Origin of the sequence: Paenibacillus sp. D2_2, assembly GCF_031199965.1 — a bacterium.
GTDB lineage: Bacteria > Bacillota > Bacilli > Paenibacillales > Paenibacillaceae > Fontibacillus.
Genome location: NZ_CP133605.1, coordinates 5,334,147 through 5,352,148, shown reverse-complemented (window position 1 = coordinate 5,352,148; position 18,002 = coordinate 5,334,147). Strand labels below are relative to the sequence as shown.

13 protein-coding genes and 2 pseudogenes are annotated in these 18,002 nt (G+C 47.2%); 6 read left to right on the top strand and 9 right to left on the bottom strand.

The window, feature by feature from the left end; genetic code table 11:
• Positions 1-396: 396 nt before the first annotated feature.
• From RE628_RS27400 to RE628_RS27390, 3 genes are all read right to left on the bottom strand, one after another.
• Positions 397-1,443, bottom strand: a complete 1,047-nt coding sequence (locus RE628_RS27400; RefSeq protein WP_309156508.1) for an LLM class flavin-dependent oxidoreductase — start codon at positions 1,441-1,443, stop codon at positions 397-399.
• Between the two features lie 193 nt (positions 1,444-1,636).
• Positions 1,637-2,752 (bottom strand): alanine dehydrogenase, encoded by a 1,116-nt coding sequence (gene ald, locus RE628_RS27395; RefSeq protein WP_309156507.1) that lies wholly within the window; start codon positions 2,750-2,752, stop codon positions 1,637-1,639.
• Between the two features lie 216 nt (positions 2,753-2,968).
• Entirely contained in the window at positions 2,969-3,607 is a 639-nt protein-coding gene (locus RE628_RS27390) for an SDR family NAD(P)-dependent oxidoreductase (RefSeq protein WP_309159594.1), read from the bottom strand.
• A 315-nt stretch (positions 3,608-3,922) separates the two neighbouring features.
• On the opposite strand from RE628_RS27390, the gene RE628_RS27385 reads away from it, so the two are divergent.
• On the top strand, positions 3,923-4,444 hold the full coding sequence (locus RE628_RS27385; RefSeq protein ID WP_309156506.1) for a hypothetical protein: 522 nt from the start codon (positions 3,923-3,925) through the stop codon (positions 4,442-4,444).
• 373 nt (positions 4,445-4,817) lie between these two features.
• Positions 4,818-6,079 (top strand): annotated as a pseudogene (locus tag RE628_RS27380) (diguanylate cyclase domain-containing protein).
• Positions 6,080-6,152: 73 nt separating this feature from the next.
• On the opposite strand, the gene RE628_RS27370 reads toward RE628_RS27380, so the two are convergent.
• Together RE628_RS27370 and RE628_RS27365 are read right to left on the bottom strand one after the other, a co-directional pair.
• Complete coding sequence (locus tag RE628_RS27370; protein WP_309156505.1) at positions 6,153-7,169, bottom strand: LCP family protein; 1,017 nt, start codon at positions 7,167-7,169, stop codon at positions 6,153-6,155.
• Positions 7,170-7,282: 113 nt separating this feature from the next.
• Positions 7,283-9,979: a putative bifunctional diguanylate cyclase/phosphodiesterase gene (locus RE628_RS27365; RefSeq protein ID WP_309156503.1), complete on the bottom strand. Its 2,697-nt coding sequence runs from the start codon at positions 9,977-9,979 to the stop codon at positions 7,283-7,285.
• Between the two features lie 225 nt (positions 9,980-10,204).
• Here RE628_RS27365 and RE628_RS27360 point away from each other — a divergent pair.
• A pseudogene (locus RE628_RS27360) lies at positions 10,205-11,151 on the top strand (1,4-dihydroxy-2-naphthoate polyprenyltransferase).
• A gap of 26 nt (positions 11,152-11,177) precedes the next feature.
• Here the strand turns inward: RE628_RS27360 and RE628_RS27355 are convergent.
• Positions 11,178-11,681: a hypothetical protein gene (locus tag RE628_RS27355; RefSeq protein ID WP_309156501.1), complete on the bottom strand. Its 504-nt coding sequence runs from the start codon at positions 11,679-11,681 to the stop codon at positions 11,178-11,180.
• Between the two features lie 447 nt (positions 11,682-12,128).
• Here RE628_RS27355 and RE628_RS27350 point away from each other — a divergent pair, with 447 nt between their 5' ends.
• The 3 genes from RE628_RS27350 (at position 12,129) to RE628_RS27340 (ending at position 14,022) form a co-directional block, all read left to right on the top strand.
• Entirely contained in the window at positions 12,129-12,953 is an 825-nt protein-coding gene (locus tag RE628_RS27350) for a prenyltransferase (RefSeq protein ID WP_309156499.1), read from the top strand.
• Between the two features lie 68 nt (positions 12,954-13,021).
• Complete coding sequence (locus RE628_RS27345; protein WP_309156497.1) at positions 13,022-13,750, top strand: DUF6081 family protein; 729 nt, start codon at positions 13,022-13,024, stop codon at positions 13,748-13,750.
• 59 nt (positions 13,751-13,809) lie between these two features.
• Positions 13,810-14,022, top strand: coding sequence for a hypothetical protein (locus tag RE628_RS27340; RefSeq protein ID WP_309156495.1), 213 nt, complete (start codon positions 13,810-13,812; stop codon positions 14,020-14,022).
• A 72-nt stretch (positions 14,023-14,094) separates the two neighbouring features.
• Here RE628_RS27340 and RE628_RS27335 read toward each other — a convergent pair whose 3' ends face one another.
• From RE628_RS27335 to RE628_RS27325, 3 genes are read right to left on the bottom strand one after another with little or no spacing between them, the layout of a single operon-like run.
• On the bottom strand, positions 14,095-14,226 hold the full coding sequence (locus tag RE628_RS27335; protein WP_309156493.1) for a DUF4023 domain-containing protein: 132 nt from the start codon (positions 14,224-14,226) through the stop codon (positions 14,095-14,097).
• A 44-nt stretch (positions 14,227-14,270) separates the two neighbouring features.
• Positions 14,271-16,124 carry an ABC transporter ATP-binding protein gene (locus RE628_RS27330; protein ID WP_309156491.1) on the bottom strand — a complete coding sequence of 618 codons (1,854 nt, stop codon included), beginning with the start codon at positions 16,122-16,124 and terminating at the stop codon, positions 14,271-14,273.
• Complete coding sequence (locus RE628_RS27325; RefSeq protein ID WP_375143013.1) at positions 16,121-17,911, bottom strand: ABC transporter ATP-binding protein; 1,791 nt, start codon at positions 17,909-17,911, stop codon at positions 16,121-16,123. Before RE628_RS27325 ends, RE628_RS27330 begins: the two co-directional genes overlap by 4 nt.
• Between the last annotated feature and the right edge of the window lie 91 nt (positions 17,912-18,002).

The window sequence follows — 18,002 nt, the reverse complement described above, 5'->3', positions numbered from 1 at the left end:
TTGCCACGATGGTTAATCGTCTGATATGTAATAGAGGTTGTTTAAAAAGTCCCCCTTTGATCACGAAGTAACACTGAGAGCTTATTCGACATCGAATCTTGAATTCAGCCGGGCCTTCCGGTGCTCACGTAGGTTTTGCCTACGCTCCGCTCCCAGTCCCTATCTTCATCCAACCATCTCGGTGCTGAAAGTCTGACTTTTTAAACAGCACTAATAAATAGAAATGCTCGAACCTCTTAAATTTCATACTACCACATTTATAGTAGAAAGAGATTTTGAAAGATCACGATAAATTTTTGATATTATACGTTTTTTTATGGGTTAAAAGATGAACGAGCCTCGCCGGATCAGGCGGAGGCTCGTTCATTTCTTTGTATCTGGTCATAAAGCATGGGATTATTGCTGTTTAATCCCAATGACTTCATGAGCAAGCAGCTCATAAGAGTGTAGGCGGGCTGAATGGTCATAGATTTGCGAGGCCACGATGATCTCATCGGCTCTCGTCTCTTGCCAAATATCGTTCAGCCGTTGTCGTACTGTATTAGGTGAGCCGACAGCTGCATAAGCGCGTTGCTTCTCGAAGAGCGCCTTCTCATGGGCGGTCCAGATCGAATCCATATCATCCACTGGAGGTCGCAATTGACCAGGACGATTGCGGATCAGGCTGAGGAATTGTTGAGCCTGCGATGTGGCCAACCTCTCGGCTTCAGCATCGGTATCGGCAACGACGACGTTAACCCCGATCATGGCGTACGGTGCAGGTAACGACTCTGAGGGGGTGAACTGATTGCGATATAGCTCTAGTGCGGCTAGCAGATAATCCGGTGCGAAATGACTGGCAAATGCAAATGGCAAGCCTAGCTCCGCAGATAACCTGGCACTGAAGCCGCTAGAGCCGAGCAGCCAGATTGGGATATCAAGACCTTCTCCAGGGATGGCTCGGACACGCAGCGATGACTGGGAATCAGGCTTGAAGTATTCGCGCAGCTCGCGCAGTCGCTGTGGGAAATCCTGACCATCGCTGCCAGATCCGCGTCGTAGGGCGTAGGAAGTTAGCTGGTCAGATCCGGGCGCCCTGCCTAAACCGAGGTCGATGCGGCCAGGGTACAGCGATTCGAGGGTACCGAATTGCTCGGCAATGACCAATGGGGCATGGTTAGGTAGCATTACCCCGCCGGAGCCGACGCGAATTGTCTGGGTACCTCCGGCTACATAGCCGATGACGAGGGATGTCGCCGAGCTGGCAATCCCAGGCATGCCATGATGCTCGGCAAGCCAGTAGCGGGTATAACCCCATTTCTCAGCATGCTGGGCAAGGTCTAACGTATTTTTCAACGACTGCGCTGCTGTGCTTTCTACGGTAATTGGAGCGAGATCCAGTACGGAGAATGGAATCTCGGATAAGCTTGTAGATTGTGATGTTGACTGGATATCTTGTGTCATGAAATCCATCCCTCCTGAGATTTCGAGATTCGAAATATTATTAAGAGTAGAACTACCTCTAATGGCATACCCAGCAGGGTATGTAAATAATATATCATAGGAAGAACTGATAAAAAAAGGGGAGGGCTGATGAGCGTTCAGGCAAGCAGAACAGCATCTGCTGCCTGAACGTCAGAAATGACCACGGTAGAGGTTAGAACAATTCCTCGATCTTGGTATATGAATACCCGAGACTGTCGGCTACGCCCGCATTCGTAATGTGACCGTCATAGACATTGATGCCTTTTGCAACTTCAGGGAGGAGCTTGGCGCAGGCTTCCAGCCCTTGATTAGCTATCTTAAGTGCGTAGGGAGTCGTTACATTCGTTAGGGCGAGCGTCGACGTACGAGCGACAGCTCCCGGCATATTGGCAACGGCATAATGGACGACGCCATGCTTCACATAAGTCGGATCAGCATGTGTCGTGACACGGTCGATTGTCTCGATAGAACCGCCTTGATCAATCGCGACATCGACAATGACAGAGCCTTCTGACATCTGCCGAACCATGTAATCCTTTACCAACTTCGGCGCTCTGGAGCCTGGAATAAGCACTGCTCCGATGACGAGGTCCGCTTTAGCTACTGCTTGTTCGATATGGTATGAATCGGACATAAGCGTAGCGACCTTTCCTTCGAAAATATCATCCAGATATCTTAATCGATTGGCATTGAGATCGAGCAGAGTCACATGTGCTCCCATGCCTAGCGCAACTTTGGCCGCATTCGTACCGACGACACCACCGCCAATAATAGCGACCTCAGCCTGCTGCACGCCAGGTACCCCTCCGAGTAGCACACCTTTGCCGCCATAAGGCTTCTCGAGGAACTGCGCACCGATCTGCACAGCCATCCGTCCAGCTACTTCGCTCATTGGGGTGAGCAGCGGTAGTGATCCGTCATTCAATTGCACGGTTTCATAAGCGACAGCCCGTACCTTTTGGGTTAATAATGTCTTGGTCAGTTCCGGTTCAGGAGCGAGGTGAAGATAAGTGAAGAGTATCAAGCCTTCTCGGAAGAAGCTAAATTCCTCGGGTAGCGGCTCCTTCACCTTCATGATCATTTCCGCAAAATTCCATACCTCTGCCGCATGATCCATGATGACTGCTCCGTGAGTCCGATATTCCTCATCGCTGAAGCCGCTACCAAGTCCTGCTGATTTTTCTACGGCAACCTCATGTCCGGCATTAACGAGCGTTTTTACTCCGGCAGGTGTAATGCCGACTCGATTCTCGTTATTTTTAATCTCCTTGGGAATTCCTACGCGCATACTGATTACTTCCTTCCCGATAAATTGACCTTTCACTATAAATTTATTACGGATTTGTGAACGTTTCAAACATCTGCTTTACCTCGTTAATCCAGAGCAACGTTGCATAGAACAAGGATATTATAGATTACTCTAAAAAACACCTCTCAATCCGCTTCTAAGAGCGGGTCAAGAGGTGCTCGGTGACACTAGCCATAATGATTATGGAATCAAAGCCTATCCGTTCATGACGCTGCCGCCGTTTGCTCCCAGTACTTGACAGGTGAACATGCTAGCATCGTCCGAGGTGAGGAAGAGAACCGACTTGGCGATTTCCTGTGGGAATGCTAGACGTCCCAGTAAATATCGGGAATTGTTATGACTCTCCTCAAGGGAAGAACGGACATCCGTAAAGGTACCTCCGGGTGCTACAGCGTTTACAAGGATATGAGGAGCCAACTCGCGGGCCAATGATTTGGTCAGAGCGGTGACACCGCCTTTGGCGGCGGCATAGTGCGACAGTTCGGCAGCGCCATGGCTGGCCAGGTCGGAGGTTACGTTAATGATCTTGCCCGATTTCTGCGGCAACATCCGGCGGGCGGCCTCCCGTGAGGTATAAAAAGCACCGTATAGATGAATGCGGATCATCCGATCCCATTCTTCATTGGTCATCTCCGTGATTTTGGCGGTCTTCGCAATTCCTGCATTGTTAACAAGGATATCGATCTTACCGAATAAACGGTCCAGCTCGGCGAACATCTGCTGTACCTGCTGCGGATCACTAACATCTCCATGGAATAACTCTGCTTGAACGCCGTAGCCTTCTACCTGGTGTTTGACATCAAGTGCTTCTTTGTCATCCCCATAGTAGTTAATCAGGATATGGATCCCAGCCTTAGCGAATTCAAGAGCGATGGCTTTTCCGATTCCCGGCTTGCTCCGGTGATTAAGGCAACTTTAGTGGAGGGTTGTTTACTACTCATGCTAGAAGAACTCCTTTACCATATTTTATATATGTATCCTTAGGACTATTTCAAATGTACCAGAAGAAGGGACGAATTTCCCTAATTTTTTTGAATTAAGATTTTGTCACCCCTTTTAACTTTGTTGTGATCCTTTTTCCCCTTAGGTAATATAATGGAGATAGTAATAACAGGTACTGTTCTGAACTGAAAAAGGTGGATGAGAAATATGAAGAAAATTGCTTTGTTGTTGATGCCTCTGCTTCTGATTATCGTAATGTCGTCTTCGATGGTATCGAATTCCGAAGCTGCAGAGCCTGAATATAAACCGTTTGTTGCTAAGCCTGGCACACAGACTGAGACAGTGTACATACATGAGCTTCGTTCCGATAAGAGCGGTGTTCATGCTGTGGTTGATCCGATTGAATGGTATGAGGGAGAGGCCGCACAAAAAGCCTTTGTCAAATATGAACCGGATGCCGATATTGATGGCCCTTTGGATGGCTACTATATTGTGAATCCTGATGATACTCTGGTAACTTATCCTGTCGCTGCTAATGCTGAAGTGCTGATGCAGATTTATGATCGCGGCGGGATGGACAGTGATATATCGTGGAATGAACCCGTCAGTTTGGAGAAATTCATTCATATTTTTGGCCAGAGTGACCTGTTCGATCTAAGCTATTTCCCGTATCATATTACGATCGAGAAAGGTCAGATCACTTCGATTGTTCAACAATATATTCCTTAAGTTTGCTTATCATAGGAAAGAGACCACTGTTAGTGGTCTTTTTTTAATATCTATAGAGTAATGAAACGGCCTAAACAGGGACTTAAGTCACGGTCGAGGCTAGAAGGATTTAGAAAGAAAAAATAGTGTTATCCGCGGAATAGAGCATGATTTTACAGGAAAAGGTATCTATATCTATAAATAAGGTGTAATATGGAAAGTGGATAAAAACTAGTTCTTTTTGACTATATTTCTGTTGAGAGTGTGGATCGATGTGAACAGGGTGCATGATGTTCATTCCAAAAATAATATATTATTGAAAATATTAAGCGGATTCTACTTGGTATCGCTAGGGGGACATCTCCTTACAGGCGGGGGCTTTGCTGATTTATCTATGCCGTTAAGCATCGCATTGGGGAGCGTCATAGTGCTGCTAGTACTATGTCGTCGCTACCCAGTGGTTGCGATGCTTCTGATGATCTGCTCCCCTTACTTGTTTCTTTTATCTTTGATGGCCATCAGATTGAATCCGCTTAACTTCATTCTGTTAGGCTTCGCAATACTAGTGAGCTTGATCTATCTTGATATCCGCCTTGTAATACTCTCGGGTCTTCTGTACTTAATAACTGCAACGTATTGGTCCAGAGTTTTGTTTCGGGCTGAGATGGTCGCCGGTTCAGATCGCAGTGACTTAGTCTATGCCGTTATATTCGACTTGTACGTGATGACATTCTCTTGGGTACTCATTAATCTCGTAAAGGGAAGATGGAGCAAATCTGAGCATGGTCTTACAAGCCTCAATCATATTCTGGAGAATATCGATATTACGACCTGGGTCTACGATTTAGGCTCATCTCGGCTCAGTCTATCACCCGGGATCACAAGGCTGACAGGTCTGCCTGCAGATACGTTCACGGATTTCCGGTCCTTGCTTGAACTTGTGGATCCAGCGGATATACCGCTCGTGCAGCATTCCCAGAAGGAGATGATTATTGGGCGGAGAGAGGTTTTGTTGGAATGCAGGCTACGCCGAATAAAGGGAGACATATGCTGGGTTCAGGTTCGTGGTACTCCACAGCTGAATGAAAGGGGTCACCTCGTCCATCTCGAAGGGGTATTGATCGATATTACAGAGAGCAAGGAACGCGAGGAGCGCATGGAGTATTTGGCGTATCACGATGATCTGACCGGGCTTCCGAATCGTGCATATTTCCATATGCGACTTAAGCAGTATAGTAGTGACGGTACCAATAACAAGGCATTAATGTTTATCGATCTGGACAATTTCAAAGACGTTAATGATACATACGGTCATCATGTTGGGGATAGGTTATTGCAGGAGATTGCCAAGCGTCTCTTCCAGCAAATCAGAGAGAGTGATCTGATCTGCCGGCTTGGCGGGACGAATTTCTGATTCTGCTCACTAATAGTGATGAGAAACACGCTAGTACAGTAGCGCAGCGGATTATTACTAGCCTGGCAGCACCGTTCCATTGCAATCAGCATCCGCTTCAAGCGACGGCTAGTATCGGAATCTATTGTCCACCGGACGACTGTGAAGATTTGGATCAGATGATTCATCTGGCCGATGAAGCGATGTATGAGGCCAAGCGGAGCGGGCGTAACCAATACGCTGTTAATCCATCTCCTACATAAAAAATAGAAGCCTTTCTTCCGTAAATAACGGCGAGAGGGGCTTCTATTCTTTTTGTAGGGGTTCTTTGCTTTCTTAATCTTCTAATAAATGTTCTGAAGATTTAGCCCATTCATCCATATCGGGAATCCAGTAGTACAGCTCGGATTTGACAATCGGATCCATTGCTTTACCACTGTGGCCAGGCAACTGCACATACTGGAGATCGTCTTCCTTCACGTCCTTGGCCATCCAGGCCAGACTGATCATATCGCTATCACTTAAGTTTGTGTCAAGAATATCCTCCCTTACCTGGCTGATTAAGGAGGGAAGCTTGGTGATGTTCTGGGGTTTAATAACGGTATGCATGATTTCTTTTAGCACCATTGCCTGATTGGCCTGTCTGCCGAAATCGCCTCCGGGCAGCGACTTACGCTCGCGCACGAGATTGAGCGCTTCAGCACCACTAAGGTGATTATCTCCTGCAGGGAAGGTCTGATCACCATATGTCAGCTTGATTGGTTTATCCAGATGAACATCGAGTCCGCCGATGGTATCAATGAAATGTTCAAAGCCTTCAAAGTCAGTCTTGATATAGTAGTTGATAGAGCAGGAGAAGAGATTGCTGACGGCCTGAATAGAGGCTAGTGTACCGGAATGGGAATCACCGTGTTTCATTTCTCCGAGGATATGGGCGTGATTGATCTTGGTATAGCCGACCCCGGCAATGTTAACCTGTGTATCGCGAGGGATGGAGATCAGACTAATCGTTTTTTTATCGGAATTAACGTGAGCAAGCATGATGACATCGGTTCGTGATGCCTCGTGGTCCCTAGCATCGGTCCCGAGGATCAGAATATTGAAGCTAGTCTGTTGGGAGGAATTATAGGTTGGAGTGGAACTTTGAGGTGAAGGATCTGTCTGCGCCTCGTTCTGTACTTTTGGAGATGTTGAATCCTCCTCGGGTATGGCCAGCACTGGAATATCGGTATTACGAAAGTGGGCGGAGGGCTCAAACCTCCAATACATATAGAGGCCTGCTCCTACGAGTAGAAGCAAGGCCGCGCTTAAATAAATATATCTCTTCTTGATTTTCCAATTTCTCAATTTCATGCCGCTGAATAAGCCTCCCTTAGACGAATAATTAGACGTCGAGCTTAGTTGCAAGCGCATGAAATTTCATATCTAATTGGATTGTAACGGATGGCAACCCCATCCGTAAACTGTTATCCTGTGGAGGCGGAACCATCTGCCGGAATTGAACTGCCATCCCACCGAAGCACGAATTTAGAGAATTCCAGCTCAGGCAGAGGTTTGCTGAATAGGTAGCCCTGGAATTGGTCGCATTCCAACTTGGTCAAATATTTGAGTTCATCCGGGGACTCAATTCCCTCGGCAACAACCTTCAGATCCATATAGTGCCCTAGCTCGATGACGGCACGTACAATAGAGGATTTTCTACTGTCTTCAGTAATGCCTTGTATGAAAGAGCGGTCCAGCTTCATCTCGCTGATCGGTAGACGGTCCAATTGGCTAAGCGAAGAATAGCCGGTTCCGAAATCGTCCATGGAGATGTGAATACCCATTTTCTTCAGATCCTCCATCATCCGCACGCCATACTCAACGTTTCTGATAAGCGTCCCCTCGGTAATCTCCAGCAGGAGATACTTAGGCTCTAAGCCAGTTTCCTGAAGAATTCGGGTAATCGCCGGAATCAAGTCGCTCTGATAGAAATGCCGGGCGGAAATATTGACGGCGACAGGGAAGCGCGGCATTCCTTGCAACTGCCAGATTTTGTTCTGGCGGCAGGCTTCCCGCAGCACCCATTCATCGATATCAAGGATGACCCCGGAATTCTCCGCGAGCGGGATGAACTTGGCAGGAGACACCATACCATATTCCGGATGGAGCCAACGGATCAGTGCTTCTGCTCCGATCACTTCGCCTGATGCAGCATCGATTTTGGGCTGGTAATAGAGTTTAAATTGACCTTCCAGAAGAGCGTTCTTCAGCTCGTTCTCGAGCCGCATATTCTCCTCGCGCTGGTTCTCAATCAAGCTGTCATAGAAATGATACAGACCATCGCCTTGCTCTTTGGCTACATACATCGCAATGTCGGCGTTACGCATGACGGCATCGATATTGTTCCCATCGTAGGGATATACACTGATACCGACGCTAACTGACATGTAGAGAGCCCTTCCATTAATTTCGAACGGTTCCTCACATATATCACAAATGGTCTGGGCGATTTGCTGAACATCGGAAATACGCTCGTAATGAAGGATGAACAGGAACTCATCGCCGCTAAGTCGGAATACCTTGCATTGCTCGGATATAATTCTAGAGAAGCGTTGGGCTATATCATGTAGAAGTTCATTGCCGATGGCATGCCCGAGCGTGTCATTGACCTGTTTGAATCGGTTTAAATCGGCGAACATGATGGCAAAGGCAGGTGAATCCTCTGGATTCTCGAGTGGTTTGTCGAGTCCGAGTGTCTTGATGTATTCCTGGAAATGAAGACGATTGGGTAGCCCGGTCAATTCATCATAGTACGCCAAATGAAGCAGCTTCTTCTCTGATTTCAGCAGCCTTGTCGTTTGTTCCTCCAACAGGCTAGTATTCTTGAGGGAATTCTGAAACATATGAATTAAATTGCCGGACATATATTTGATATTGTGAATCAGTGAGCGAATTTCGTAGATTGAGCTTTCTGGCCACTTGATCTTCTGGGCTGTATACAGCTTATCGGGCAGATCCGTCGTCAGGGTGGCCAACTGTGTCAATCCGCGCAGCAGGCGGTGGTTCAACCACTGGCCGATCGTCGAGCCGCAGATAACGAACAGGAGTAGACTCAAGAACTGGATCAAAAATTGCTTATAGATCAGTTCTTGATCATACTTCATCGGGACATAAATTAGCATTTGCAGCGCCTCTGGCGACTCTGACTCTAGTGGTATTTTATATACATAGGAAGCTTCATTCCATCCTTGAATCGGAAAGATCTGTATTTCATAGTTAGGAACATTCATATAGAATTCATGTTGGCTGGCTTCATGAGGTGAATCGATATCGTAATGGGAGCCTTCTAACGGAATCGGAGCATGGCTGGAGGCAATGATGGAGTTGTTATGGTCGATGATAGCGATCTGATAGTATCCGTCCGATACAGGCTGCTGTGTAAGTTCCTGGATGTAGATCCGGTAATCTTCCGTGGACAGTGACTGGCTTTTCATTTGTTGTAAGGCGGATAATTCTTTAGATATTGAGCTGGCCGCACTGCTTGCTAGCTTATATGAATACTGCGATACTGAAGCATAGCTGCTCCAGCTATTATTTAAGATAAAAATAAGAAACGGTAATGCAATGGATACAATGATAATATGGAACAACACTTTACTGAAAAATAGCGGCTCTCTCCGGAACGAGATTCCCGGCTTAAGCCAGCGTTTAGGCAAGTATTTCCATATGATATCAGCGAACATCACATTGAACAGCCCGTTGGTCGCAGAAATCGTGATCAGCAGCCATAGTTCCATGGTGACAGTATGGTATATCGCCCAATAGCTCAGGAAAATGGCGGGGATACCGATTATAGTCCAGAACAGCGCATCCGTGCGCAGCATTCGGTCTCTCTTACTCCACTTTAGAGAAAGGCCAATGGCAATGATCTCAAGCAGAGACAGCAGCACAATATAAGGTCTGTCCCACATGAATATGGACATGCCATAGACAAGAATAGATGCAGCAATACCGTAAATATTGCCATAGCAGCGGAGTAATAAGAGTAGGATTACGTTTGTGAACGACAATGAGATGCTGAAAATAAGGCGCAGTTCATGCGACTCACAATATAGGGCAAGCCCTAGACCGACCAGATAAGCCCCGGCGAGAAGCAGGTTTCTTGATCTCCTTTGAATCATTTGGTGCCCCCTATGGAACAGTGAATTAGTGGAATGTAGGAGATATTGTAAAGTTGCTCAGAAAATGTGCTATGGATTTGAGTCTGATTTTTGAGCACGCCTCATTTGATTTCTACATGTTTACATAATTATCCTCCATTATCACCAAATTACCCGGGAAAAAATCAAAAATAATTGCTGACAAATTGGTTTCATTGTCGAAAATGTGGAAGGAATGACATTAGAATGGCGATAAAGAAATTTTTGCAGTTAGTAGAAATCAAGACAAAGACGGCTAGTATGATTCCGTTTCTGTTCGGAACGGTATATGCAATATTTCGTTTTCATGAATTCCGGGTAGAGCATTTTCTGTTGATGCTGTTCTCATTGCTCAGCTTCGACATGGCGACAACGGCCTTGAATAATTACTATGATTATAAAAAAGCAGCCGGAAGCATGGATATGGCTATGAGGTTCATAATCCGATTGTGAGCTATAAGATGAGACCGGCTCTGGTTGTCTTGCTGATCGGTATCTTGCTGCTGATTGCGGTAGGTGCGGGTCTCACTCTATTTTTGCAGACTGATCTGCTAATATTACTCCTGGGTGGGCTCTCGTTCGCGGTGGGGATTCTCTATTCATTCGGACCGATTCCGATTTCGAGAATGCCGCTCGGGGAGATCTTCTCGGGTCTGTTCATGGGCTTTGTCATTATGTTCATATCGGCTTATATTCAGGTCGGTGAACGACTAGCCTCCCTGACTCTGGAAGGGGGAGTGGCTGTGCTTCAGGTGCACCTTTTGGAGGTCGTGCTTCTCTTTCTAGTATCGGTTCCGGCGATTCTCGGTATTGCGAATATTATGCTGGCCAACAACATCTGTGATATTGAGGAGGATATTGAGAACAAGAGATACACGCTTCCAGTCTATATCGGCAAAGCCAATGCATTATTGCTGTTCAGGCTGATGTATTATGCGGCTTTCATCGATCTGATCGTTCTGATCTTCCTGGGCGTCAACCCGCTGCTCTGTCTGCTAACCTTATTAATCCTGATTCCGATCAATAGAAATATCGGGCAGTTCACCAAGCTGCAGACCAAGAAGGATACGTTCGGACTCGCAGTCAAAAATTTCATGATGATGAGTGGGGCGAGGATTGTAGTTCTTGCTGTGGCGATGCTCATATCTCAGTAAAGTAAGAAATAAAAAAAGCGGATCAACTAGATCCGCTTTTTTGGTGCAATCATAATTCCGGCGCCGATGACGACAAGGGCAATGGCTAACACAGGTTGTCCGAAGATCATACGGTTGTACAGCGCTCCTAGAGAGAAGACAGCGAAGAACAGCAAGGAGAGTCCAGCCAGAATGTTAATCGGGATGAGCAGGTACTTATTGCGGTTGCCGAACCAGTAGAACTCGAACAGCCCCACTGCAGGAGCAAGGATGAAGCCTGGCCATAAATACTGCCAGCTATCGAACAGAGTGGAGATTTGGCAGACAAGGCCTACAGTGAACAAAATGCCGCCAGGGATGAGTAGTCCGATCGCTCTGCGGCTGGTTACAGAGAAGTACATCCAGTGGAAGAACAGGCCGAGGGGCAGCACGAACATCGTTGGCCAGAATTGCCCGAATAGGGTGCCGGCACTGATCGCTTCTCTGCGAAAGAAGAGCAGGTACATGCCAAGCAAAATTAGCACCGGGCCAAACCATGATTTCTTATTCATTAATTTCCGTCCTTTCAAGAGGTAGTTCAAAAAGTTCGCTTTTGATCACGAAGTGAATCAAGAAGTAACTCGGCATCGAATCTTGAATTCAGCCGGGTCCTCCGGTGCTCACGTACCCAAAACGTACGCTCCGCTCCTCAGCCCCTAGCTTCATCCAACTTTCTCGGTGCTGAAAACCGCACTTTTTGAACACACACTTTAAAATTATCTGGTAACATCGTACCATAAAAGTCCATGCCTTACTTCAGTCTCGGGGAAGTAAAAATCTAGACTTTAGTCCAGTTGCTAGGTGAAGTATTTTTCCACTATCCCTCTTCATGAAAAGGTGTATAATGAATAGTGATAAATATCACATATCACATATACAACCATGAAAGGAGCGTGGAGTAGCTGGTTAGCGTATGGACAAGATTCAAGAAAGCTTCACGGTTCAAAGTTATTCCCGTCATGTTGGTTCCCGTATTCCTAGGAGTGCTTGGAGCCTATGTGTGGGAGGGAGTATTTCATCCGGTACTTTTTATAATTACATTAATCGGTGCAGGTGCGGCGCATCTGTTCTCGAACATGATTAATGATCTATGGGATTATCGCAGTGGCGCGGATACGGCGGCCAACAGCACTCCAGAGGTGATCTCGACGAATTCGGGATACCTAGACAACGGTACCATGTCCGAGAAGAGCTTTGCTACCATCACTTGGTCATTGTTAGGCTTGGCTGTGCTTTGCGGTGTTGTACTCAGTATATTCAGCGGCTGGCCTATTCTCGTCTTCTCAGCACTGGGAGGCCTGATCGCTTATTACTATGTGGCGCCCCCAATCCAATTCGGGTATAGGGGAAAAGGACTTAGCGAGCTGGCAATCCTGCTCTCTTTTGGTGTTCTACCCATTATGGGGTCATATTACGTACAGACAGGCGATTTGAGCTTTCGCTCAGCCCTGCTGTCGCTGCCGATCGGTATTCTGACGACACTACTGTTGTTTAACCATCATTTCCTTCACTGGCAAGCGGACAAGCAGGCTGGTAAGAATACATTGGTCGTCGTATGGGGAGAGAAACGGGCTTTGGCCTTCTCCAAAATGTTACTGTTACTCGCTTATGCTTCACTGGTACTCTGTGTTGTACTACGAATCCTGCCGCTCTATTCCTTAATTGGTCTAGTAACGGCGGTTCCGCTATACCGGGTATACGGTAGGTTGAAGGAGCATAATCCATCCACGGCATATTTGCCGCTAATGGGGCTTCGCAGAAAGCATCGGTCCGCTGCGGTTTGATTATGATCTTAACACTGTTAATTCAAGGTATTATTCAATAATTTCTAAGAGAAAGAGAGACGAACATAATGGAAGAGCAAAAAATATTTGGAGATTTTCATACGATTTTAAACGAAGGACAAGTTTGGAAAATGGGTGGTTTCCCGCTACCCGACGGTTCGTTCTGGGAATATCGTGAGCCTGAGGCGGTTGTGATCGTACGTAATGGGATTCTATATGTACGTGCACCGCTTAGCAGACAGAATAATCAAATCCAAATTCTCGATAATGCCAAGCATATGTATTATTCTGTTGAGGATGTCGTCGTTCCCGAAGAGGGCGAGATTAGCTTCGAATTGCAAATTCGCGCTCGTACGCAGAATACGGTACCTGGAGATCTATATGATGGCTATGTGTCGCTGAACCTGCTTGACTTCACTACTGGTGCTGCGCTCGATTTCTTCGCCGGTAATGATAAATATGCGAGTGTCTATGCAGTGTTGCCATTCCCGGGAGTCAAGGTACCGGATAGTGATAAGACGAAGTATTTCTGCGTGTTCAAGGAGGATACCAACTTCAAAGCACGTGAATTTAATACCTATAAAATCACTTATAACCGTGCTGAGGATGAAGTTATCTTCTATCTCAACGGGACAGAAGTGCGCCGGGAGAGCGGGGTTCCGATCAAGTTCAACCGCTTCACGATCGCACTCGGAATTATGACAGAGAAGGACATTTCACCAGAAGGTAGCGTATCCGTTCACGGACAAACGGTCATTGCCGAGTATTCTCCGGTTACGGTGACGATTAAGGAATAGAGCCTGTCAGGGCTACCCGCATAAAAACGGACTTCGCAGCAGACGCTAATAAGCGATTGATGATTTTCAGCCAACTCAATTTGGAGGTGAATCGCGGCGTGGCGAAGCGAGGTAAGCAAGCGGGCAATGGCAGCAGCAACGGGCAGAATGCAACCACCGGAAATGGTGGGGAAGGCGGTGCTGGACGCCTAAGTCAAATTAAGAACCATTCCAAGAGTGGAGAAGGGGTCCCGGATGAATTCATATCTGGAACCGACAAATACCGGGGTTAACCAACCCAATAATAAAGGAGCCATTCTTGCAGTTTGACTGCGAGGACGGCTCCTTGTTACTTTCAATGATCTTTATTTCTGAGTACCATGTCTTTTGCTGGAAAGCCGTCCTTCTGGATTCCCATTCCCATTGCGCCGTTTGTTAGCCTCATCCTTGGCTTGTTTATCATGCAGCTTCTCTACAAATTCATGCGTATTATCCATTCGAGAGATCCTCCCTGATTCGCGTATTCAAAATATCAAATTTACTATGCCTCAATCGATCGCTTTTCATCCTGAAAGGTTGTCGTAGTATCTTCATTCTCCGTACTCTCACCATGCCAAAGCTCACGGAAGCTTTGACTCGTTTCAAGTAGAGAATCAACGGTACCCTCCGCTTCGATCATCCCATCCTTAAGCACGATGATATGATCGGCATGGGTAAGCGCCGCTTTGCGGTGAGAGACAACTAAGTAGGTGGCCTCACTTCTTTCGCGGAAAATACGCTCCCACAGAATACGTTCCGTCTCCACATCAAGCGCGCTCGACAAGTCGTCGAATACATAGAGCTGTGCGTCTCGCGCTAGCATACGTGCGGTCGCCGTCCGTTGGGCTTGACCGCCCGACAATTTGACGCCGCGCGGGCCGACCATCGTATCGAGCCCATCCTGAAGATGATTGATATCGTTCTCCATGACCGCGGTATAGATTGATCGTTGTAATGTTTCCGCAACCTCTGGTTCACCAAGCAGAATATTATGCTTCAGCTTATCACTGTACAAGCGCGGAATTTGCGAAGTATAAGCGCTATACGGAGGAACGAAGAAGTCGGCCGGATTAGATACCTTATGTCCGTTCCAGACGATTTCCCCGGATTCAGCCGGTAATAATCCGAGCAGGGAACGGACAAGCGTCGTTTTGCCTGAACCGATCATGCCCGTAATGACCGTAAATGAACCGCGGGTTAGGTTAAGATCAATATTATGAATACCGCGTCCTGTCTCCGGATAGCGGTATGTCAGCCGCCGCGTCTCTAAATGCTGAAGTGACTCGAAGTCAGCTTGGTTCATTTCACTGACCGCCTCGTTCAAGGTAAGGTAGGACGCTGAATCAGCTGCTCTTTCTTGATCGCTGCCAATGCCTATATATGCGGGTTTGGTCAGCACAGAAGCATGAGTGCCTTGCAGCATATTTTTGAGCCGTTCAAAGCTAATTCCCATCTGCTTGTAGAACGTCATGAAGTTGCCTAAATTACCGATGAGTTGGGTTACGAAAGTCAAATAATAAATAAATAAGGACAAGTCTCCAACTGTAAATGCTCCACTGCGCATTTTGTAGCCGGCCAGAATAAGAATCAGGCCTGTTCCAAGATTGACCGAATTGGTAAAAATAGAGGATAACGCTTCAGTGATCAGCTTATCCTTAACCATCGTCTTTCTGCGTTGATCGCTAAGCTTAATAAACCGCTCGACGATTCGCCCCTCTGCGCCGGCCACTTGAATGGCCTGAACATTGCCGAACATCTCACTGATTGAGCCAGTGACCTTCGCCGTAGCTTCCCGGCTAGCTGCTCGGTATTTCTGTATTCGTGAAGTTGCCAATTGGGCTGTACATACGACCAAGATTAACGGGACGAATACGAAAAAGGTCATCTGCGCATCGATAGATATGAGAATAAAGCTGGCAACGACCGCAAACCCGGCTAGGCCCAATCCATCTACTGACCAGCTTACCGCTTCCTCCGTTTGATCGATGTCATCGCGAAAGTTACTGATTCCTTCGCCTGGTGAGCAAGGAATGGCCCTGGCTCCAGGCTGTTTCAATACGTGCGCCAACAGGTTACGGCGCATAAGCATACCGATACGAAAACGGAACCGTACATCCGTCAAAAATCCGAGTGCAATAAACATAATTCTTACTAGTGCTGCGCTAATAAGTAAGGCTATAATTCCCCATACGCCGTAAGGAAAGGAGACATTACCTTCTAACTGATCGAAGAAGGCCTTAGTAGCTAGCCCCGGCACCAACGGAATCATATGCACGATCGTCCACATCAATAGGTTCGTCAGGTAGAGGATAGGGCGGTAGGTTACCAATCTCCAGAAAAAATGGCGCGTCTTCATGCCAGCACCTCCTCTAATCCAACGGCCAGCATGCGGCTGAACCGGGAATCTGGATTTGCGGCTAGCTCTTTCCGCCCGCCCTTTTCCAATATTCGGCCATTCTCAAGAATAAGGATTTGGTCCGCACGCTGCACGGTGGATAAGCGATGTGCGATTATAATGCAAGTTCGCTCCTCAAGCAGTTTGCTGATAGCCGCTTCAATTCGATTCTCCGTTAGCGGATCAAGCCGGGATGACGCTTCATCCAAGATGACCAGTCCGGGATTCGTAAGAAATACCCGAGCAAAGGCGAGCAGTTGAGCTTCTCCTGCGGATAAGCTGCCGCCACCAGAAGCAAGTGTAGTATCCAGGCCGTCCGGTAGCGCTGCATACCATTCCTTTAAACCGAGCTCTTCTAGAACGGACACAATGGCCCCATCCTGAATTGTAGTATCGAACAGGGTGAGATTGTCCCTCACGGTCCCTTCCATGATTTCAATGTTTTGCGTCACCATCGCGACTCCCTGTCTTAATTCATGCAGCTTGCAATCTTTGATATCGATACCAGACAGCTTGATGCATCCTTCTTGCGGATCATAGAAGCGAAGCAACATACGGGCAATCGTTGTCTTGCCGCTTCCCGTTCGTCCTAGTAGGCCCATCGTTTGGCCAGGTTCTAGATGGAAATTCAGTTGATGTAACGTGGGTTCAATACCTTCCTCATAGGAGAAGGTAAGACCTTCAAATTCGACGCTTAGTGGGGCCAGCGGTAGAGGTGCGCCTGGACCGTCTGTGATTTTAGATTGTGTATTTAACAGCTCTCGGACGCGGACAAGGCTGGCATCAGCTTTTTGCAAATCCTCAAGCTGGGTACGGATCTTCTCAATCGGCTTAGCTAGTAGCTCAGTGTAGTAGAATACGAGATATACGGAGCCAATGGAGAGTTCTCCTTGCTTCCAAAGGTAATAACAGATAACAAAGGCGGTAGCGTTTCCAAGAGTGAACACGAGTATGGTTGTACACCACATCATGCAGAACCCCATAAAGGCACGGACCCGCACGGGTAGCATCCGACGGGAGAGACTATAGAATCGATCCATTACATAGCCCGCCGCACCGTTGGCCCGTGTATCCTCAGTGCCTTCAAGCTGCTCGCCGATGAAGCCGTAGAACTCTGCGTTTAAGCTCCTCCAGCGTGTCCAGACTGGGACCGTGAATTTGCGAATCTTCTGAATCACGAACATGGCACTTACGACGAACAGGCACATTGCCATGCCGATCCATATATTCTCACGGAACAGGAGCAGCAGGATTCCTAGCATCAGTACGATATTGCCCAGTAGATGAATGATGAAGCTGGAGAAGAAGTTCGCCAGCGCGTTTACGTCGCCATCGACCCGCTCAATAAGCGAACCTGAAGTGTGTGTCTTATGAAATGACATATCGAGCCCGAGGCAGTGTTCCACTAGATCGGCTCTGAGTTGGTTGGTTGTCGTCCAGCCTAGATTCTCACTGAAATACGCGGCGCATACTGACACGATCTGCTGAAATAACGAGAAGCCGATAAATAGAGCTGCGGCATAGTACAGATTGTACAAGCTTCCCTGTCCTTGGGCAGCATCAATGAAATAGCGGATAATTTGTGGATTAATAAGTTGGAGTCCGATCGAAAAGATCAGCAGCAGGGTGAGCCAGAACATAAGCTTGCGGTGTGGTAGTACATATTTCCCTAACATCTCGTAATAATCTCCCCAAGTACGCCGTTTGCGTCCTGTGATTGAAGCAGGGGAGGATTGAATCTCGGCCATCGCGACGCTCCTTTCAAATATAGACATCATGGTAGGAGCGTCATCTGATGTTCAGTACGTCCCTTATTTTACCTATTAGAATTGTAATAGA